The sequence below is a fragment of the Streptomyces sp. NBC_01013 genome (assembly GCF_045162765.1).
Classification (GTDB): domain Bacteria; phylum Actinomycetota; class Actinomycetes; order Streptomycetales; family Streptomycetaceae; genus Streptomyces.
In genome coordinates this window covers 5,784,421-5,803,560 of the sequence record NZ_CP108687.1, presented here as the reverse complement: position 1 = coordinate 5,803,560, position 19,140 = coordinate 5,784,421, and the positions used below count along the sequence as shown (strand labels likewise).

Sequence of the window (19,140 nt, the reverse complement as noted above, 5' to 3'; positions counted from 1 at the left end):
TATTCCCCACCTCGCCTCAGAAAACTGCAGTCTCCCATTCCGTCGACCCGGGATAATTCCGCTCATCCCATGCGGAGATATGCAGGCGACCCTTTCACCCTTTCGACCCACTGGATCGGCGGGCCGAAAGGGTCACTCACGAGGGGGTGGCCGCCTGGGCACCCTGCCACTCCCCTTGCCCTCAGGCCCACCAGTACGCGCTCCGGGAACGGGCGCACCCGTTCCTCGCACCCCCGTCTCCGCGCCCGGAACAGATCACGGGGCGAGACGGAGGCAGAACCCTGAGGGACAGCCCTTAGGCGAGGCACGAAATTTCCGCGAGGTCAAACATCGGGTGCAGCAATTGACAGAGCACTGACGGCATGCCCTCGGCGGCGTTCCACATCGCCGGACCGACCACCTCTTCAAGAATTGACAGAGCACCGCGAGGCATGCCCTCGATACGCCGGTAATTTACCAACTTTCATTTATCACCAAAGAATTGACACTCGCTCGGCAGTCGCTTACGGTCCGCTCGTCAGGTTTTCCGGACCGCGACCGAAGGTATTCATGACAACATCCACGTTGCCGAAGTCCAGGCAGCAGTTGATCCTTGCCGTTCTCATGGTGTGTTCCCTGCTGATCTGGCTGGACAACACCGTGCTGAGCACCACCCTGGAGACCCTCGCTGACCCGGTCCGTGGGCTGAACGCCAGCCCTGCCGAGCTGCAGTGGGCCACCGGCTCGTACACGCTGGCCTTCGCCACCCTGATGTTCACCGCGGGCGCGCTGGGCGACCGCTTCGGTCACCGGACCGTGCTCGCCGCAGGCCTGGTGGTCTTCGCCGCGGCCTCGGTGTGGGCGGCGTTCGCGGGCGACGCGGGGCAGCTGATCGCCGCCCGGGCCGCGATGGGCGTCGGCAGCGCGCTGATCATGCCCGGCAACATGGCCATCCTCATGTGGACGTTCACCGGCCCTTCGCGGTCGACGGCTATCGCCATCTCCTCGACCTCCGCCGGCGTCGGCATGGCCGTGGGCCCGGTGCTCGCCGGCATGCTGCTCGACCACTTCTGGTGGGGCTCGGTCTTCCTGGTCAACGTCCCGGTCGTGGTCCTCGCGCTGCTCGGCATCGTCCTGCTGGTCCCGAACTTCCGCAGCCCCGTCGTGCGACCGCTGGACCCGGCCGGCATGCTGCTGTCGGTCAGCGGCCTCGCGGCGCTCGCCTACGGACTGATCCGCACGGGCCAGGTAGCCGCCTGGGGCCGTACGGACGTCTGGGCACCGATCGTCGTCGGACTGATCCTGCTGGCCGCGTTCGTACGCGTCGAACTGCGCAGCAGGATGCCGAGCTTCGACCCCCGGCTCCTCACCCAACGCGCTTTCGGTGGCGGCAACGTAGCCCTCGGACTGCTCCTGTTCGCCGTTTCCGCCATCACCTTCTACCACGCGTTCTACCTGCAGGGCGCCCGCGGCTACTCACCGATCGAGGCGGGCCTGGCCGGCCTGCCGACCGCGCTCGGCGCGATCCTGGGGGCACCCCTGGGCGCGCGCCTGGTACGTCGTTGGTCGCTGCGGATCGTCGCCGTGCCGGCCCTCACCCTCGCGGCGCTGACCATGGGCGCGTACGGGCTCTTCGGGCTGGACACCCCCCTCGCCCGGATCGAGGTCCTGCTCCTGGTGCAGGGCCTGTCCATCGGTATGGCGCTCGGCCCGGTGACCGCGGCGCTGATCAACACCCTGCCGTTGGAACGGGCCGGAGCCGGATCGGCCGTCACCAACACCGTGCGCCAGACCGGCAGCGTGATCGGGATCGCCGTCGGCGGCACGATCATGTCGATCGTGTACCGGCACGCGATCGAACCTTCGCTTCACGACGTCCCCGGACCGGTGCGGGAGCAGGCGAGGGTCTCCGCCGAACAGACCCGACACGTCGCCACCACGTCCCACCTGCCCGCGCTCGGGCACGCGGCCGATGACGCTTTCATCCACTCCATGCACGTCGGTGCGATCTGGATCATGCTCATCACGCTCTTCGGCGCGGCCGTACTCCTGCTGGCCCTGCACCCGGTCCGCAAACCGGAGCCCGCACAGGTGGGGCAGGAAGACGGCCCGACCACGGACGAGGCGGCCCCCCGGCCCGGGGCCGCTGCCCGGCCCCTCCGCGAGGGCAACGACGTCGGGAGCCGCTGACGCCCTGGGACCCCCTCAGAATCTCCCGAGGCGCGGTCGGACAGCCAGGCCACACACCTGCCCGACCGCCACATATGCGCCCTGCGGACCTGGGCCGACGGCACCGTGGGGACGGCCCCGCCGGTCGGCGACGCCGCGACCGTTCCCCTGTTCACTCCGACGCGGACGCAGCATTGCGCGCGCTCGCCGACGCAGCAGCAGGGCATACACAGGCGGGTGATATCGATGCTCAGACGCAGGTGCTCGTCTCCGGAGTGCAGAAATGGACCTGCGGGTAGCGCGTGGACGGCTTGTCCAGAAGGGGCTGCGGCCGGTTGCGCAGGTGCAGGTCGAGGAAGGCGCGGGAGTAGCTGCGGACGATCGCCGAGGCGCGGGCAGCCGGCAATTCGGCGCCGATGTCGATTCCCAACTGCTCGGCCAGCAGTCCGACGTCGGTGAAGGAGGCGTGTTCGGCTCCGGCCACCACGAGCCATCGCTTCCACCCGGTCAGGCGTTGCCAGTCGCGTTCCCAGGTGGCGACGGCGCCGTCACCGCTGCCCGGGCTGTACTGGGCCTCCCTGCCGAGGAAGAGGAACGGCCGGGACAGACCACTGTCCGGGATCGGGACCTGGGTCGTGCCGTCGATGTCGACGCCCGCGCGTACCCGGGGGTCGGCCAGCATGGACGTGACGGAGCTCGCACCGCCGACGGAGTGGCCCGCCATCGCGATCCGCGATCGGTCGATGAGCCGGGAGCCCTCCCATTGCGCGTGCGCCTCGGTCAGTTCATCCAGTACGAAGGAGACGTCTGCAGCCCGGCTCGTGACCAGCCGATTCCAGAACGCTTCGTCATGCGGGACCTCGCAGGCGGTGCAGGTGGCGACCCGGCCGTCCGGGAAGGTAGTGGCAACACTTTCGTAGGTGTGGTCGATCGCGGCCACTACGTAGCCGTGGCTCGCGAGGTCCTCGGCGAGAGTGGTCAGTGTGGTGCGCGGCTTGGTGAAGCCGGGAGAGAGCACGACCAGTGGCAGACCTCGCGTGTGCCCTGCCGGTCGGGCGTCGGCGAAGGCGTTGGTCCGTGTCGTGCTCAGCACGTCCAACGGCACACCGTCGATACCCCCTTCGCCGAGGAGCAGTTCGGACTCCGTCGGGGTCATGTACTGCGCCCGACGCCCGTTCGGCGAGGCCGTCGGATACCACAGGGAGACCATGAGTTCGCGGGCGTTGACCCCGGAAGCCCAGGGATCGCGGCGGGAGTCGTCCGTGAGGTGCAGGGAAGTGGTACCGACCGCACGGGGCCCGGTCGGCCTGGGCAGATACGGTGCGCTGCCCGGGCCGCCGGCCGCCGCGGCGGGAGGTCCGCCCAGGCCGACGGCGAGCGTGAGCAGTGCGGTGGCGACGGTCAGGCCACGGCGGAGGAGCGCAGGGTTCACGGCTTCGTCCGTTCTCCACTCGGGGCGGGCGGGCCGTCGTCGTACGGGCGGCTCACCTCACGCAGTTCGATCACCGGCATGGGCATGAAACGGCTCCTCGGGTACGGCGGTTGGACACGTGAACGGTAGGAGCGGGACCGGCTGTCACGCGTCAACCGCCCGAACCCATTGCGGTACCGCGCTGGGATGAGCCCCGGAAGCGTCATCCCTGGGATGTAGGCGGGTGATGCAGCCGGTGCGACGGAGATGACCGCCAAGGCGGACTCCGCAGGTCCGAGCGGCAGCAACAATGAGCCGGTGACGAACGTAACTACGGGGCTGAAGCGGCTTCAGGAAGCCGCGCGTCAGACGGTCCGCGAGGTCTGGCTCGCCGGTGGCCCACCATTACGGCCCACCAGGCGCGCCTGGCAGTTCGACGTTTTGGCGGCACTGACGATCGGTATCGCCACCGTCTACTACGGCATCGACAACGCCGGCAATGTCGTAGTGCGGGAGATCGCGCCCGGAGTGGAGCGCGTCATTGCGCGCCCGAACGGGCCCGGCGGCATGGCCTTCATGGTGACCCTCGCGGCCATCGCCTCGGGTGCCCTGGTACTGCGGCGCCGCTACCCGCTCGCCGTGCTGTGCGTCGTGACGGCCGCGACCCTGGCGACACCGCAGAGCGTCCTGCGGCTGACCTTCTACGCATACGTCATCGCCGTCTACAGCGCCGCCGTGTACAGCCCGTACCGGGTGGCGACCCTGGCGGCACTGCCGGTGTCGATCCTCTTGGTCAGCACCTCGGGGAACTCGGTCACCCCAATCGTCCCCAACGAATACATCGCGCTGCTGATCCTGGTCCCGATGGCCGTGGCCTCCGTCGGCCTGCGCACCTGGAAACTCCGCACGGACGAGGGGCGCACCCGGCTCTCCGCTCTGGAACGTGAACAGGCCGAGGCCCTCAGCCGGGCCGTCGAGCACGAGCGGGCCAGGATCGCCCGCGAACTGCACGACGTCGTCACGCACAACGTCAGCGTGATGATCATCCAGGCGGGCGCCGCCCGCAAGATCATGAAAACCTCCCCCGGGCAGGCCGGCGAGGCACTGCTCGCCGTCGAGGCAGGCGGGCGGGCGGCCATGACCGAACTGCGCCACGTCATGGGACTGCTCACCATGGCTGACGAGGGCGGGGTGACAGGACTGGACGGCCCGACCGCGGTGCCGGCCCCGCAACCCGGCCTGGACCAGCTGGAAACGCTGGTCGGGCGGGTCCGGGACACCGGGCTGCTGGTCGAACTGACCGTGACCGGCCCGCCGTTCCCCCTCCCGCCCGGCGTCGAACTCGCCGCCTACCGCGTAGTACAGGAAGCTCTGACCAACACGGTGAAGCACGCCGCTGGTGCCACCGCTGCCGTGACCGTCGAATACGGTCCGGACCGGCTCCGGGTAGAGGTCACCGATACCGGAGGGCACGCGGGCGCGGGCGCAGCCGACGGAAACGGCCGGGGCCTGATCGGGCTGCGCGAGCGCCTCGCCGTCTACGACGGGACCCTGGACACCGGCCGACGCCTGACCGGCGGCTACCGTGTGGAAGCGTTGATGCCCCTGGAGGCACAGTGACCGAGCCGCCGCGTGTGCTTCTCGCCGATGACCAGACACTGGTCCGTACCGGATTCCGCATGATCCTCGGCGCCGACGGCATCGACGTCGTCGCCGAGGCGACGAACGGGGCCGAAGCCGTCGAAGCGGCCCGCCGCACCCGGCCTGACGTGGTCCTGCTGGACATCCGAATGCCCGAGATGGACGGCCTGGAAGCCACCCGCCATATTCTCAAGACTCCCCTGGCCGGTGGACCCCGTGTGATCATCCTGACCACCTTTGACCTGGACCGGTACGTCTACGCGGCACTCTCCGCAGGGGCGAGCGGCTTCCTCCTCAAGGACGTCACCCCCGAGTACCTGGTAGCAGCCGTCCGCACCGTCCGTACCGGCGACGCCCTCCTGGCGCCGGCCATCACCCGCCGTCTCGTGCAGCGGTTCGCCCAGCGTGGCAGCGATACCGCCGCCCTCCACCGCGACCTCGCCTCGCTCACCCCGCGCGAACTGGAGGTGCTCGGCCTGCTGGCCCGAGGACTGAGCAACGCCGAACTCGCCACCCGCCTCCACTTGGCCGAGACGACCGTCAAGACGCACGTGGCCCGCATCCTCGCCAAGCTCGGACTCCGCGACCGCGTCCAAGCCGTCATCGTCGCCTACGAGACAGGGCTGGTCAGCGTCGGCGCGAGCGCCGACCAGAGGTAGCCCTGGGATCAGCAGCTACGCCGCGTCGATGCGGGCGGTCAGGTGGAGTGTGGCGTCCCTCTCAACGGCCGTGGGACCGTGGCACGACGCTCCTGCGAAGGCGTCACCGCAAAAGCCCGGTCAAGACCTTGTACGGCCCATCCTGAGTCCGCAAGGACCACGTTCGCTGCACCTGCACGCAGCGTCCGATGCACGGGAAACGCCCCTCGGGAAACACGTCTCCCCAGGTCAGAACGATTCTGCCTGGGGACGCTCGGTGGGGCGGGTGGGACTCGAACCCAAAACGGTGACGCGTCTCACCTGCGGTTTTCTCAGAGACACGGATATACCGTCCTGTTTCCATCCTGCTGAATCCCCCTCGATCCGACTCCAGCGGATCCGGTGCAGCGTTCGCTGCACCGGTACGAGAGGCACAAGAAGCCGCGTCAAGCACATCCGATCACGCGCTTCTCGATCGACACGGTGTGGGGCTCCGCTGGTGACCGCCACGCTGGCGAGGCATCCAGGAAAAGGAGGCTACTCGACACCCCGCGTGACTGTAAGTGATCAAAACCTTCACCGTCGAGACGAGTCCGACCCGGCCCCTTCCACGGAGTACTGGCGTAGGTGCGGGACCCACTCCCCTGATCCCTCCGCCCGGTGTCGGCACCGAGGCCGACATCGTCGGCACGGCGGTGGCCAACGGCGTGCGGCCCCAAGCAGGCGGCCCGAAAAAATGCGGGGCCGGTGTCGGTGGGACAGGGAATGCTGGTGCCGCAGGCCAGGCGGGCGATGCGCCGTCGTTCGAAGCGGTGCTGGCAGGCATTCGTGGCCCGCGGCTTGGGCCGGGACGACCGAGGGTCCGGCCGAACGCTGTTCTGGCGGACCGCGCGTATTCGTCCCGTGCGATCCGGAGCCATCTCCGTCGGCGCGGGATCCGTGCCGCCATTCCCCAACCGTCCGACCAGGTAGGTCACCGACGGCGACGCGGTCGTGTGGGAGGCCCGCCTCCCACCTTCGACGCCGAGGCGTACAAGCGGCGCAATGCTGTCGCGCGATGCATCGCCCGGCTCAGGCAGTGGCGTGGTCTCGCGATGAGAACGGACAAGCTGGCCATTGTCTACCTGGCTGCACTCCGTCTTGCTGCCATTCTCATCTGGGCCAGGCGATAGCCCTCTGTCTCACCGATGGTCATCCGGCGCGCACTCGGGTCACGTGAGGTCCATGACCGGGACCTTCAGCGAGTTCCCGTATGTGAGCCGGTCGTGGGCGCACGGCATTAAGGCCGGGCGCGGAGGGGGAAGGTCTCGCCGCCGGGCGGGGAGGCTCTGCGGTCAGGCCAACAGAGGGGAAAGGGGTCGTTCAAGAGGTCCGGCCGTGGCGAATGGATCGCCACATCCGCGCCACACCCACTCTGCTTCGGGCGACAGTTAGCAGTGCAAGCCCTCACCACGTGTTCCTATGCCACTGGACCAGTTCGACATCACCTGGAACAGTTCGAGCGACGCCAGCTGTTCGGTACCGGTCTACAACACCCCATAGAGTGAGACCGGGGGCGTGTCGTATATCTGATACGCCCCCGGTCCAAGCCTTCGATCGGAATGTGAAGAGAATGTGGATCGAGCGAATCACTGAGGCTACACACTGGGAGCCGCTTCGGCTCGATATTCCCTGGAAAAGCATCGAAGAAGATCTTGGTACTCAACTGCCCGAAGATTACAAGAAGCTTGCCGAGACGTTCGGCAAGGGCGAATTCTCGGAGTTCTTGCGTGTTTTCACCGTCGATGCCACGAGGCAGTTCGACCTGGTCAGGATCTGGAAGAAGTATCTCGAGGGCGGCCCGGAGAGCGGCCCAGATCCCGCTTTCAAGCCCTACCGAATGTACCGGCCAGGTCGGCGCGGCCTCATTCCCTGGGCGTTCGGTGAGATGAAGTGCAGCTACTTCTGGCTAGCGTCCGCGGATGAGGATCCGGCGAGCTGGCCCATTGTCACACAGGGAGATCCGTATCCCTGGCACGAAGTGAACATGTCCACTTCCGAGTTCGTCTGCCGAGTGCTGACCGATCCCGATTTCGAGCCGTTCTCGATCGCGAGGCCGTTTCCGGAGCCTGATTTCTATCCGATGGACTGAAGAGTCATCTCATTTGGCGAGTCTGTGGTAGCAGATGAGTGTGCAGGCGATGCTGGTGAAGGCCAGGAAGTGATCGGCCTTGCGTTCGTATTTTAGCCCTGCCCAGCGCGCCTACTCGAGGTCTATGGCCGAGTCCGCCGATGGCTCACGGCCCATCGCCTCGGACGGCGTGGCCTTGATGCTGCCCGGAGCCCAGCCAAGGACTCCCTCGAAGCTTCGGGCAACAATCGGGGTGGGCAGGTCCCCACGGTCGCCTTCGAAGGTCCTGAAGGTCGCCTCACTCAGCCAGGTGCGGCGCGCGAGTTCACGTTCCGAGATGCCTTCGGCCTCACGGAACTCGATGAGGGCTCTCGCCAGCCGCACAGATTCCTCTCGGCTCATGACCGCAGTGTGTCGCAGAGCCCAGGCTGGGACAGCCCGCTGACTTTTTCGCCCTCACCATGCAACCGGCGATCGTCACCAGCCCTGACCTGCACGCCAATCCCATGACAGAGTCAGATATCAGACAACGACTCGCATACCGCCCTCTGAGACCGTGACCCGATTCGGGCGATCACCGACTACTGCTCGACCTGCATGCGACGGACCAGACGACCCTCGAACTCGTACACATGACGGACCTCCTCTCGAGCAAGAACGGAACCGCCCGGGTCGCGAGCCACCAGTCTGACCGCGACTTCGATCCGGCCGTCGCCCCGTTCCCGAAACTGCACAGGCGTGAGAGACAGCCGAAGCTGAGCCCACTGGCGAATCCAGTAGTCGCGGACCGACGCCCGTCCTTCGAGGTGCCCGCCTTCCCAGCCGTTGGGCCACTGGACATCGGCGGTCATGGCCGCGAGGACCCGATCGATCTCGCGGGCGTTGAACGCCTCGTACAGCTCGCGGAGCTCCCGCGATCGGGCGGACGTCGACGGCCTGTCGTCACTGTGGAGCACTGAATCATCCTCTCGCCGGAACGCGCGTGCTGCGCTGGTGCTGCGGGCTCGACGTCGCCGACCTTCGCGATCGTCAGCGGCCGAGCGGGTCACAGTCCACCAGCCGCTCGGATGCTGGCTCCGGTGACATAGCTGGCCTCGGAGCCGAGCAGCCAGACGATGGCCGGAGCGATCTCGTCGGGCTCTCCGGCTCGGCCCAACGGGATGCGTGCGGCAGCGCGCCCGGCGCGGTCCGGATCCCCGGCATCGGCGTGGATCCTCGTGTGCACCGTGCCCGGCGCCACGGCATTGACCCGGATCCCTTGATCGGCGACCTCCTTGGCGAGTCCCACGGTCATCGCTTCGACCCCGGCCTTGGCTGCGGCGTAGTGGACGTAGTCGTGTGCCGAGCCCAGCGTGGCTGCTGCCGAGGAGACATTGACGATTGCCCCACCGTGTCCGCCGCGGGTGGTGGACATTGCCCGGACCGCCTCGCGCGCGCACAGCAGCGCGCCGACGAGGTTCACGTCGACGACCCGGCGCAGCACCGCGACCGGGGTGTCCGCCAAGTCTCCAAGGTGTGCGGTCAGTCCGGCGTTGTTCACCAGTCCGGTGACGGCGCCCAGGTCCGCGGCAGCGGCGAACAGCTCGGCAACGTCATCCTCGTCGGTCACGTCGCCGGCCACGGCGACGGCTCTCACGCCGTGGTCCTGTGCTGCTGCGGCTGTCCTCTCGGCGGCAGCGCGGTCGTCGCGGTAGCCGACGATCAAGTCGTGTCCTGCACGCGCCAGGTGCGCGACGGTGGCGGCGCCGATCCCTCGCGCCCCGCCTGTGACGATCGTGAGCGGACGGACTGCCGGTGGCACGGGTCCCGCGGGTCGGCTTCGTGTGTCACTCATGGTTGTCAGTCCCCTCGTGGCTGGTGTCTGCACTCCAGGTTTCCCAGAGGGCTGCGTAGGAGGTCGCGGTGGTGACGAGGTGGTCGTGGTGGCCGAGCTCGGTGATGCGGCCCCCTTCCATGATGGCGATGCGGTCAGCGTCTCGGGCTGTCTGGAGTCGGTGGGCCACGGCGATGATGGTGCGGCCCTGGATGGTGGCGGCGAGGGCTTGTTCGGTGCGGCGAGCGGTCGTCGGGTCCAGCAGGGCGGTGGCCTCGTCGAGGACGAGGGTGTGGGGATTGGCGAGCAGGACTCGGGCGAGCGCGACGTGCTGGGCCTGGGCGCCGCCGAGCCGATGGGTGCCGAGGTCGGTGTCGAGCCCGTCGGGGAGGTCGTCGAACCAGTCTGCGCCGAGGACGCCGAGGGCCTCGAGGAGCTCGGCGTCGGTGGCGTGAGGTGCCGCGATGGTGAGGTTGTCGCGCAGCGGGTCGGCGAACACGTGGTGCTCCTGGGTCACCAGGACGATGTGCTGGCGAAGCTGCTCGGGTGCGAGGTCGGCGACGTCCGCACCGCCCACGGTGACCCTCCCTGATCGGGGACGGTCGATGCCGGCGATGAGGCGACCCAGGGTGGTCTTGCCTGCTCCCGACGTCCCCACGACGGCGAGACGCTCGCCGGCCCGGACGTCGAGGTCGACACCGTGGAGGACGTCGGCCCCGTCGTAGGCGTAGCGGACGTCGGTGACGACGATGTCCTGGTCGGTGGGGACGGCCGTGACGCCCTCGGCGCTGCGTCGTGGCGGTTGCGCTGACGAGGCGAGGCCCTCGATGCGGGCGAACGAGGCGGCGCTGCTCTGCAAAGTCTCCACCCAGATCAGGATCGTGTCGATCGGGGCGGTGAGCTGGCGCAGGTAGAGGACGACCGCGACGACGGTGCCGAGGCTGAGCCGGTGGTCGAGGTAGAGCAGGCCGCCCACGCCGAACGCGGCGCCGACGGCAAGAGCGGTGGAGGCGTCGATGGTCGGGAAGAACACGCTCCGCAGGCGAAGGGTGCGCAGCTGGGCGGCTGTCGCGGCAGCGATCGCGGACGAGCAGTCGGCGGCCCGCCGCTCCTGCAGGCCGAGCGCTTCCACCGTCCGGGCGCCGGCGGCGGTGCCGGCCAGGACGTCGGCGACCTCGGCATGCGCGGCTGCCTGGGCCAGATAGGCCGACCGGGCGCGGCGCAGGTACCAGCGCAGGACCACGGGGATGGCGACGAGTGCGACCAGTCCGACGGCGCCCAGCACGGGGGAGAGCAGGACGACGGCGACGACGATGATCAGCGCCTGGGCAAGGGCGAACACCATCTCTGGCGCGGCGTCGCGCAGAGCGAACGACACCAGGCCGGCGTCGGTCGTGGCACGTGAGGTCAGGTCGCCGGTGCCGGCCCCTTCGACAGCTCGTGCAGGGATCCGCATGAGCCGGTCGGCCAGCTGCTCGCGCAGTCGGGCGGCAGTCCGTTCGCCGAACCGGTGGCCCAGGCGGCGGGCCTGGTGCCCGATCAGGAGCTGCACGGCCGCGGCAAGCACCACGAGGAGGCCCAACCGGTCGATGGTCGCGACCCCAGCCCCGGCCTGCACCTCGTTGACGATCTGCCCGAGCAGCCACGGCCCGACCAGACCTGCGCCTGCCGCCGCACAGTTGGCGAGCAGCACGACGATGAATGCTGCGCGGTCGGAGCGGATGAGCCGCCACGCAGCACGGCGGACCTCGCCGGGCTCTGCCACCGGCAACGGCTGCGCGCTCATGCCTGGATCTCGGGGTCGTGGCCGCTGGTGGCCGGTCCTCCGCGGTGGACCAGAGCAGCGTAGGCGGGGTTGGCCAGCAAGGCGGTGTGGGTGCCGCTTGCGACCACCCGACCGTCGGCGAGCAGGTGCACCTCGTCGGCTCCTTGCAGCACGAGCGCGGACGTCGAGGTGACCAATGTGGTCTTACCGCGACGGTGGTGGGTGAGGTGGTCGACGATGGTGGCCTCCGTGGCGGCGTCGAGCGCCGAGGTCGGGTCCACCGCGAGCAGGACGGCCGGGTCGGCGATCGTCGCCCGAGCGAGGCGGACGCGTTGGCGTTGACCGCCTGAGAGGTTCCGTCCCCCGGAGTCGATCCTCGACCCCAGGCCCTCGGTCAGGCCCCGCACCACGTCGTCGGCGGCGGCGGTGTGCAGCGCGTCCAGGATCGCAGCCTCACCGAGGTCGGCGGCGTCGAGGCGACCGGCCACTACCTGGGCCAGGGACCCGGCGAACAGGGCGGCGTCGTTGTCGGCCACCAGCACCTGCTCGTGCAACTGGGCGGGATCAAGCTCGGAGGTCGGCTGCCCGGCCCAGGTGGCACCTGGGCGGAAACCGCCGAGTCGGTCGACGAGGGCCACGGCGTCGGAGTGCTGGGCGGTGGCGACCGCAGCGAACGTCCCCGGTGTGATCCGCAGCCCGGAGGCCTCGTCGATCAGGTCTCCCCGCACCGGGGGCACCGCCGTGCCGGTGCTGTCGGGGCGCACGTCCAGGAAGTCGGTCACCCGACGTGCGGCCACGAGAGCCTGGCTGAGATCGAGCGCGCCCTCGATGAAGGAGGCAACCGGCACCGCCAGCACCGCGGCGTAGCCGGCGACCGCGACCAGTTCGCCCACCGTGATGCTGCCCTCGACCGCGAGCCGGGCGGCCAGCCACACCACCACTGCGGAGAACAGTGTCGGCAGCCCCAGACCGGCTGCTTGGATCACGCTCGTGACGCGGCCGACCCGATAGCCGTGCTGCAGCAGCCGCTGCGACTCGGCGCGGAAACGGTCGGCGTAGACCGCTTTGCCGCCCAGGCCGTTCAGGACGCCCAGCCCCGCGACGATGTCCACCATCCGACCCGTCACTCGGCCCTGCTGCTCGCGATACGGCGTACCGACCGTCCGGAGCCGGCGCGTCGCCGGACCCACGACCAGGGCCAGGACCGGAACCCCCGCCAGCACGACCACAGCCAGTGGCACCGAGATCCGCAACAGCAGCACCGCGATCACCACGTAGGCGAGCACCGCACCGACTCCCGGCCCGGTCGCGGTGAGGCTGCGCCCGATCGTCCACGCGTCCCCACCTCCGATGGCCACGACCTCCCCGGTGAGCGCGCGACGCGCCATCGTGTCTCCCAGACGGATGCCGTGGGCGTTCACCTCTGACACCGTCCGCAGCGCCGCATCCATGCGCACCCGGGTCATGGTGCGATGCCGCCAGATGCTCAGGCCTGCCAGGACGCCCCCGACCAGGAGCAGGACAGCCGTCCACCCCAGCACCACGTTCTGCTGGCTCTCCGCGAGGCTGTCGACCGCACGGGACAGTACGTACGGCGGTAGGGCGAGCCCCACCGTCCAGGCGCTGCCGAGCACCGCTCCGAGCGTGACCCGGCCGCGCTGCCGAGACACGAGCCACGCCAAGTACGACCACGGGCCACGGGTGTAGGGGCGCGTCGGCGGCACGGTGCTCCGGCGCATGTGTCGGCGTCCCCATGCCTTGCCCGTCTGGACCACGACGACCAGCATCACGGCGAGAAGTGCGGCGGAGGTCGCCGGGACGAGGTCCAGAGGCAGCGTGTAGCTCATCACGACCCGAGCCGCAGCATCGATGAGGAAGGCCAGTCCGAAGCCCCAGGTCATGCCCCGCATCGCTCGCCGAAAGGTCTCGCTCGTCTCCCAGGACCGGTGCCAGTCCTCGGCCGGTGCCGGGGGCATGAAACCGACGGTCGCCGTGAAGACGAGCGGTCGTGCCCGCAGCAGCGACAGCAGGACCCAAACACCGACGAAGCCGGTCAGATAGCTCTCGCGGGCCATCAGGAGCCGCGAGTCGGCGGTCATGAGGCCGATCGCAGTCCCGACGGTGATGAGCCCGAGAGCGAAGAGGCTCGCCCCTGGGACGCGCCGCCGGAGGACCAGGCCGGCGCTCAGGCGGAGCACAGGCAGGGCGGCCCCGGCGAGGAGCGCTGTCCAGACGGATGCGCCCAGTGCGCGGAGCACGTAGTAGGACGCGAGCGGGACGACGAGGTCGATGAGGAGGAAGCCGGTGAAGGCGACCGGACCGCTTCTCGGGGCCCTCATCGTGGCTCCGTGGCCTGCAGTGCACGTCGGACGATGGTGACCGGGTGCTCGGCGTGGCCTCGTGGGTCAGCCGTCGGGTCGCAGGCGGCGCGGGCCGCGGCGGCGTCGGTCGACGCCCGGATCGTCATGGTCAGCACCCCGGCGTCCACATCCGCGGCCTCACCCGTCGCCTGCCCTCCCTCGATCAGCTCTCGCCGGTGGGCGCTCAGGGGATCCTCGCCTCCCGGGGGGCCGTCCGCAGGTCGCATGTTCGCCGCCACCTCCATGACTGCGCGCACGTGCCTCGGATGGTCGGCGACGAAAGTGAGGTTGCTCCTGATGCAGGTCGCGAGCTCGCCGATCACCGAGTCGCTGTCGCCCGTCGCCTGGCCGATCTGCCACCCGGCCTCGCGGTAGAGGGAGGTCACCACCTCGCTCAACAAGTCCTCCTCGGTAGGGAAGTGGCAGGTCACCACTCCGTTGCTGACGCCTGCGCGGCAGGCAACCTCGGCGACGGACGTGCCTGCGCAGCACGTCCACCGCGCAGTCGACCAGCTGGGCCTTCCGGGCCAGGCCGCCGGGCGAGGGGGTGGGTGAAGGTGTCGTACGCAGGTACGAATCTGACACCGCAGTCCTTGCAGGGTCGACGACCTCAGCGCGATGCCGGGGCGTTCCGGATGGCCTGCGCGGTGGCGCTCGGGTCATAGTCCTGGGGAACGCCGCCGACGAGGATGATGTCGCCCTGGATGTGCCGGGAGCGGAGGGGTGCGATCTCCCGGTAGGCGGGAGAGTCCCACCAGTCCCTGGCCTCGTTGATCCCGGGAAAGGCGATCACCACGACGTGTCCGGCCCACGCGCCCTCCTTCACCTCCGGTGGCGTGCCGTGCACCAGGAAGCGGCCCCCGAAGGGCTCGAACGTGCCGGCGATCCGCTCCATGTACTCGGCGACGTCCGGGTGCGGCTCGGCGTCGCGCAGATGGGCGATGGCGTAGGCAGTCACAGAAGGTTCCTGTCTGGAGAGGGTCGGTTCGCATGAGCGTCGGTCGAGCGGTCCGAGTTGGCGTGGCCGTGAAGCCGGTGGACAAGGAAGTCGAGGATCTCGTCGCGTGCCGTGGCGGTCGGTTCGCCCTCTCGATCGATGAGGTGAACAGTGACCACGCTGTGGGGATAGGGAACGTGAGCGGCGAAGAACGGCGGTGCATCACGATTCGCGGCAGTGTCGGGGAGTTCGCGGCTGACGAAGGAGCCACCCAAGGCTTGCGCGTAGGCATCGAAGCGTGCCCTGGTGCAGACCTTGTCACCCTCGAATCGGTAGGCCAGGACGGTGAGATCGTCACGGTCGAGACGTTCTTTCACGGCGGTGAGCTCGGCGTCGCTGATCTCCAGGAAACCCGGCTCGTCCAACGGCAGGGACGGCTGGCAGGCCACCGGCGCGACGACGGCGCTCTCGAGCATCATGGTGATGGCGAAGTTGCCGGTGAAGCACATCCCGACCGCGCCCACACCTGATCCCCCGCACTCACGGTGCGCCAAACGAGCGAGGGCCATCAACCACGTCGTGATGGGGCTCGACTCGCCACCGCCGAGTGCGCGGAACTCCTTCGCGACGCAGAGACGACGAAACACCTGTGCCCCGCTGTCGGCGTCACCGAGGGCGCCGTCGGTGCCGAAGAGGGAAGGAAGGTAGACCGTCATGCCACGATCGCGGACCCATCGGGCGAAACGAGCGACGTGTGGGCTGAGGCCGGGCATCTCGTGCATCACGATCACGCCGGGACCGCCACCGCTGACATACACGCGACGCACCTGGCCGAGGAGCGAGATGGACCGGACGGTGAAGTCGGCGAGGTCGTCGTCTTGGGTCACGTCGTGATCCGTCATAGAGATCCCCCCTGCGATGGATCGTCGCGGAGTGCGGCCGATCTGGTGACTACGATGGATCACGATGAAGTCCCTGAGAGAGCGTGACCGGCCATATTCCGGGCGGTTCGAGACATGACCTCGGTCCGCGTACTGGATCTCGAGGGAGCGATGGCCACCTCCGTGGCCATCACGGCTGATGTCCTCGACACCGCGAACCGGCTGGCCCTCCGATCGGGACGGGCCGATCAGTTCGACGTCCAGCCCTGGGTCGCCAAGGGCTATGGAGACGCCACGGATCCGGTGGATCTCGTGGTCGTCCCTGGCCTCGGGATGAGAAACACCCAAGAAGTTCGCAGCCGACTCGCAGCGCCCGATGCCAGAGCGGGGGCGCACTACTTGAAGGAAGCCGCCGCAGCAGGTAGCGAGATCGCAGCCTCGTGCGCCGGAGTGTTCCTCCTCGCCGAAGCCGGCATCCTCGATCAGCGACGTGCGACTACCACCTGGTGGCTGGCGCCGCTGTTCGCCCGCAGGTACCCCGCAGTCCGGTTGACACCTGCTGATCTCGTCGTCACCGACGGCCCGGTGACAACCGCAGGGGCAGCCTTGGCGCACCTGGACCTGATGCTGACGCTCGTAGGGCGCCACGGTGGGGAGGCGCTCGCCCGGGAGTGCGCCAGGTACCTCGCGGTCGACCGTCGTCGGTCGCAGTCCCCCTACGTGATGCCCGAGACGGTCAAGGGCGCCGACAGCGATGTCGCAATCGCGCGGTCATGGGCGCTCCAGCACCTCGACACAAGCATAGGAGTGAGGGACTTGGCCGCCGCCGCACACCTCAGTCCGCGCACCTTCACCCGCAGAATCAGCGAAGCCACAGGTATGTCACCTGCTCGATTCCTACGACGCCTGCGTGTCGAGCGAGCTGTCGAGCTTCTGCACAACACCGACCTCGCCGTCACCGGAGTCGCCCATGCAGTCGGGTACAGCGACCCGACGGCACTTCGACGGGCCATGAGCCAAGAGCTCGGGATGAGCCCCCGGACAGTCCGCGGACAGCGCACCCGCGCCCACTGAATGACAACCGGATCGGCGCACCCCATCGCCTTGCACGAGAGCGTCGGAAGGCCGTCGGCACTCGGCTCGGCCGAGGGTCCTTCAGCGGACCACATGACCGGAGGGCGTCAGTCACCAGAGCAGGATTGTCATCCGCACAATCGGAGATGTGGCTACGGTCGTCGCCCGAAGGAGTCGAGCAGCCGGATCTGTGGTGACGCGTCAGCAGGCAGCGTTCCGCTCGGACCGGCACCATACGCTCCGAAGGAAAGCATTTCGTCCAGGTGCGGCTCGACCGTGTTCAGCACGCCGAGAACAGTCTGCGGATCGAGGGTCTCGTCGAGACGCGCGGCACGCAGGAGGTCCCACGCGTGCACTACCAGGTCGACGAGACGGAATCGCAAGTAGGCGGCGACGGGAACATTTCCGTTCGGGCCCGCGACCTGTTGCCCGGGCGATGTCGCGAAGAATGCCTGTGCTTGGCGCTGTGCGGACTCACTCACGTCAGCGACTGGGTCATCGCCGGCCTGCTTGGCTGCGAGCATGGCGCGGGCCTCGCCGCGACCAACACCTGCCAGCAGAAGTGCGGTGAAGCGGTTCCCCACCACCACGTGCTCAATCAACTCGCGTACCGAGATTCCCGACGGCGTCGGTTGCTCCGACGAGTCCGCGGGCAATTGACGCACAACTCGTTCGAACTCTGCCGAAGCTGCCCTGATCAACTCCATGCGCTACAGGCTAGCGGCACGAGCCGCTCGTCCGGGAGGCGACCAACCCGACTTGCCTGCATACCCCCGGCAAGGATTCGGCCGGTTCCACTCCACGAGCTGCGTCTCGCGAGGGAATCCCGTACTGGTCACGCTCCGGTGACCATCGGGCGCACGCTGAGCGTGCCACAACAGGATCGATCAACGGGACGCAGTTCGGTGGAGCCGTCGAGCAGCGCGATCGGTCGGTCAACGTCTCCGGAGTAGGTGGTGGACCGCCCCGCTGGGGCTGGGGACGACGTCGTGAGGGAATCGGTCATCGAGCTCGTCCGGGGACTGCCAGAGCCTGGTGCTCGGACGAGCTCCAGGGGGAGACCGCTACGTACGGGGTGTCGACCGGATCCGCCAAGAGGAAGGCGCGGATGGTCCGCGCGCCCCCGCCGAGGCGGACGTCCCGACCGTCGGCTGCTGCCCGGGCCTGGGCCAGGGCTTTGTCGGGGGTGTCGTCGACGACACACACAAGGTGCGACGAGCGCAACTCTCACCTCAGGCACCGTCTGTGATGTTGCGTAACACACTCCCGGACAGCACACCTGCCCGCTCACGTGGGACTCCGCCGTCACCATCACTCACCGCCAGACGCCTTGTGCGCCCATAACCGACCGCCGCTCACTCGCAGAAGGAGCCGTCGGCCCCCGCCGCTCCCGGCTCAACCGGGAACCTCACTCAGGACCTTGCCCGGGCACCGCAGAACTGACGAGTTCGACTTCACGAGCCATCACACGGGCACTGCCCCTACAGCTCCGCTGCGCGTCGGCAGGCTGACCTGGCAAGCGCCAGTACCTCAGCGGGAAAGACCGCGCCGGAGATACCCCCCTCACCATCACAGGCGTGAGCAACCAGGATATATCGCCGTTCAAGCGGCCGTGGGAGCACACCACGACGCTCCCACGGACACGACACCGGGAAAGTCCCAGGTCACAGCCACGTAAGACCTTTTACGCCTACCCCAAGCGCCACGTTCGCTGCACGGAAACCGCCGCCGAAAAACACGTCTCCCCAGGTCAGAACGATTCTGCCTGGGGACGCTCGGTGGGGCGGGTGGGACTCGAACCCACGGCCGACGGATTATGAGTCCGCTGCTCTAACCGGCTGAGCTACCGCCCCTTTTCGGCGTGGCGCGTACACGTGTGCGCGCCGTCTGCCGCAGCATAGCCGGTCATACGATCTCTCGCTCCGACTGCCCGGCTCCTCATGACCATGAAGACCGCGCTGCTCGCTGCCCGGTTCCAGATGGCCCAAGGTTGACGCGAAAGAGTCACGCGAGCCCCACCGGCATCACCACCGCAGGCTCCCCGCGCACTGGTGCCGGGCACACGAAAAAGGACCCCGTGGGGTCCTCTTCCGTTCCGCTCCCCCGACTGGACTCGAACCAGTAACCCTCCGGTTAACAGCCGAATGCTCTGCCAATTGAGCTACAGGGGATCGCGCTCCCCCGACTGGACTCGAACCAGTAACCTGCCGGTTAACAGCCGGCTGCTCTGCCAATTGAGCTACAGGGGATTGCTGCGTTGCCTCGAACGTACCTGCCTGGCTACTGCCGAGCGGCGCGCGTTCGCTGCGACACATACATTAGCGCAAGCAGGGGGGTGCTTTGCCAATCGGTATCGCCCGGG

Annotated in this window: 15 protein-coding genes, 3 tRNA genes and 2 pseudogenes; 6 read left to right on the top strand and 14 right to left on the bottom strand. The window is 68.5% G+C overall.

Features of this window, described 5'->3' with window-relative positions; translation table 11 throughout:
* Positions 1–549: 549 nt before the first annotated feature.
* Positions 550–2,169: an MFS transporter gene (locus tag OG538_RS25210; RefSeq protein WP_406097223.1), complete on the top strand. Its 1,620-nt coding sequence runs from the start codon at positions 550–552 to the stop codon at positions 2,167–2,169.
* A gap of 229 nt (positions 2,170–2,398) precedes the next feature.
* Here the strand turns inward: OG538_RS25210 and OG538_RS25205 are convergent, their stop codons facing one another.
* A complete protein-coding gene (locus OG538_RS25205) occupies positions 2,399–3,580 on the bottom strand; it encodes an alpha/beta hydrolase family protein (RefSeq protein ID WP_406097221.1) in 1,182 nt (393 codons plus the stop codon).
* A gap of 297 nt (positions 3,581–3,877) precedes the next feature.
* Here OG538_RS25205 and OG538_RS25200 point away from each other — a divergent pair, with 297 nt between their 5' ends.
* From OG538_RS25200 to OG538_RS25185, 4 genes and pseudogenes are all read left to right on the top strand, one after another.
* Complete coding sequence (locus OG538_RS25200; protein WP_406097219.1) at positions 3,878–5,179, top strand: sensor histidine kinase; 1,302 nt, start codon at positions 3,878–3,880, stop codon at positions 5,177–5,179.
* Positions 5,176–5,859, top strand: a complete 684-nt coding sequence (locus OG538_RS25195; RefSeq protein ID WP_406097217.1) for a response regulator — start codon at positions 5,176–5,178, stop codon at positions 5,857–5,859. Before OG538_RS25200 ends, OG538_RS25195 begins: the two co-directional genes overlap by 4 nt.
* 755 nt (positions 5,860–6,614) lie before the next feature.
* Positions 6,615–7,010 (top strand): annotated as a pseudogene (locus OG538_RS25190) (transposase); the annotation flags it as partial.
* Positions 7,011–7,450: 440 nt separating this feature from the next.
* A complete protein-coding gene (locus tag OG538_RS25185) occupies positions 7,451–7,969 on the top strand; it encodes a hypothetical protein (RefSeq protein ID WP_406097216.1) in 519 nt (172 codons plus the stop codon).
* Positions 7,970–8,080: 111 nt separating this feature from the next.
* Here the strand turns inward: OG538_RS25185 and OG538_RS25180 are convergent, their stop codons facing one another.
* From OG538_RS25180 to OG538_RS25145, 8 genes are all read right to left on the bottom strand, one after another.
* Positions 8,081–8,350 carry an XRE family transcriptional regulator gene (locus OG538_RS25180; RefSeq protein WP_406097214.1) on the bottom strand — a complete coding sequence of 90 codons (270 nt, stop codon included), beginning with the start codon at positions 8,348–8,350 and terminating at the stop codon, positions 8,081–8,083.
* Between the two features lie 179 nt (positions 8,351–8,529).
* Positions 8,530–8,904 (bottom strand): nuclear transport factor 2 family protein, encoded by a 375-nt coding sequence (locus OG538_RS25175; RefSeq protein ID WP_406097212.1) that lies wholly within the window; start codon positions 8,902–8,904, stop codon positions 8,530–8,532.
* Positions 8,905–8,993: 89 nt separating this feature from the next.
* The gene (locus OG538_RS25170; protein ID WP_406097210.1) at positions 8,994–9,782 is read right to left on the bottom strand and encodes an SDR family oxidoreductase; all 789 of its coding nucleotides are present in this window, start codon (positions 9,780–9,782) and stop codon (positions 8,994–8,996) included.
* Positions 9,775–11,547, bottom strand: a complete 1,773-nt coding sequence (locus OG538_RS25165) for an ABC transporter ATP-binding protein (protein WP_406097208.1) — start codon at positions 11,545–11,547, stop codon at positions 9,775–9,777. Before OG538_RS25165 ends, OG538_RS25170 begins: the two co-directional genes overlap by 8 nt.
* Positions 11,544–13,865 carry a VC0807 family protein gene (locus OG538_RS25160; protein WP_406097206.1) on the bottom strand — a complete coding sequence of 774 codons (2,322 nt, stop codon included), beginning with the start codon at positions 13,863–13,865 and terminating at the stop codon, positions 11,544–11,546. The genes OG538_RS25165 and OG538_RS25160 overlap by 4 nt, the downstream gene beginning before the upstream one ends.
* Positions 13,862–14,284 (bottom strand): hypothetical protein, encoded by a 423-nt coding sequence (locus OG538_RS25155; RefSeq protein WP_406097204.1) that lies wholly within the window; start codon positions 14,282–14,284, stop codon positions 13,862–13,864. Before OG538_RS25155 ends, OG538_RS25160 begins: the two co-directional genes overlap by 4 nt.
* A 212-nt stretch (positions 14,285–14,496) precedes the next feature.
* Positions 14,497–14,844: a DUF1330 domain-containing protein gene (locus OG538_RS25150; protein WP_406097202.1), complete on the bottom strand. Its 348-nt coding sequence runs from the start codon at positions 14,842–14,844 to the stop codon at positions 14,497–14,499.
* Positions 14,841–15,725, bottom strand: coding sequence for a dienelactone hydrolase family protein (locus tag OG538_RS25145; RefSeq protein WP_406097200.1), 885 nt, complete (start codon positions 15,723–15,725; stop codon positions 14,841–14,843). The genes OG538_RS25150 and OG538_RS25145 overlap by 4 nt, the downstream gene beginning before the upstream one ends.
* A gap of 150 nt (positions 15,726–15,875) precedes the next feature.
* Here OG538_RS25145 and OG538_RS25140 point away from each other — a divergent pair, with 150 nt between their 5' ends.
* A complete protein-coding gene (locus OG538_RS25140; protein ID WP_406097198.1) occupies positions 15,876–16,778 on the top strand; it encodes a GlxA family transcriptional regulator in 903 nt (300 codons plus the stop codon).
* Between the two features lie 152 nt (positions 16,779–16,930).
* On the opposite strand, the gene OG538_RS25135 is transcribed toward OG538_RS25140, so the two are convergent.
* The 5 genes and pseudogenes from OG538_RS25135 to OG538_RS25115 form a co-directional block, all read right to left on the bottom strand.
* Positions 16,931–17,485 (bottom strand): TIGR03086 family metal-binding protein, encoded by a 555-nt coding sequence (locus OG538_RS25135; protein WP_406097196.1) that lies wholly within the window; start codon positions 17,483–17,485, stop codon positions 16,931–16,933.
* Positions 17,486–17,713: 228 nt separating this feature from the next.
* Positions 17,714–17,963, bottom strand: a pseudogene (locus tag OG538_RS25130) (deaminase); the annotation flags it as partial.
* A 594-nt stretch (positions 17,964–18,557) separates the two neighbouring features.
* Positions 18,558–18,631, bottom strand: a tRNA-Ile gene (locus OG538_RS25125).
* Between the two features lie 245 nt (positions 18,632–18,876).
* Positions 18,877–18,949: transfer RNA gene (locus tag OG538_RS25120), tRNA-Asn, on the bottom strand.
* 5 nt (positions 18,950–18,954) lie between these two features.
* Positions 18,955–19,027, bottom strand: a tRNA-Asn gene (locus OG538_RS25115).
* Positions 19,028–19,140: the final 113 nt, after the last annotated feature.

Excerpts from the sequence above, each read along its gene's own strand:
- OG538_RS25185 (WP_406097216.1), top strand. The coding sequence starts at position 7,451 with ATGTGGATCGAGCGAATCACTGAGGCTACACACTGGGAGCCGCTTCGG.
- OG538_RS25180 (WP_406097214.1), bottom strand. The coding sequence starts at position 8,350 with ATGAGCCGAGAGGAATCTGTGCGGCTGGCGAGAGCCCTCATCGAGTTC.
- OG538_RS25170 (WP_406097210.1), bottom strand. The coding sequence starts at position 9,782 with ATGAGTGACACACGAAGCCGACCCGCGGGACCCGTGCCACCGGCAGTC.
- OG538_RS25160 (WP_406097206.1), bottom strand. The coding sequence starts at position 13,865 with ATGAGGGCCCCGAGAAGCGGTCCGGTCGCCTTCACCGGCTTCCTCCTC.
- OG538_RS25210 (WP_406097223.1), top strand. The coding sequence starts at position 550 with ATGACAACATCCACGTTGCCGAAGTCCAGGCAGCAGTTGATCCTTGCC.
- OG538_RS25165 (WP_406097208.1), bottom strand. The coding sequence starts at position 11,547 with ATGAGCGCGCAGCCGTTGCCGGTGGCAGAGCCCGGCGAGGTCCGCCGT.
- OG538_RS25135 (WP_406097196.1), bottom strand. The coding sequence starts at position 17,485 with ATGGAGTTGATCAGGGCAGCTTCGGCAGAGTTCGAACGAGTTGTGCGT.
- OG538_RS25145 (WP_406097200.1), bottom strand. The coding sequence starts at position 15,725 with ATGACGGATCACGACGTGACCCAAGACGACGACCTCGCCGACTTCACC.
- OG538_RS25140 (WP_406097198.1), top strand. The coding sequence starts at position 15,876 with ATGGCCACCTCCGTGGCCATCACGGCTGATGTCCTCGACACCGCGAAC.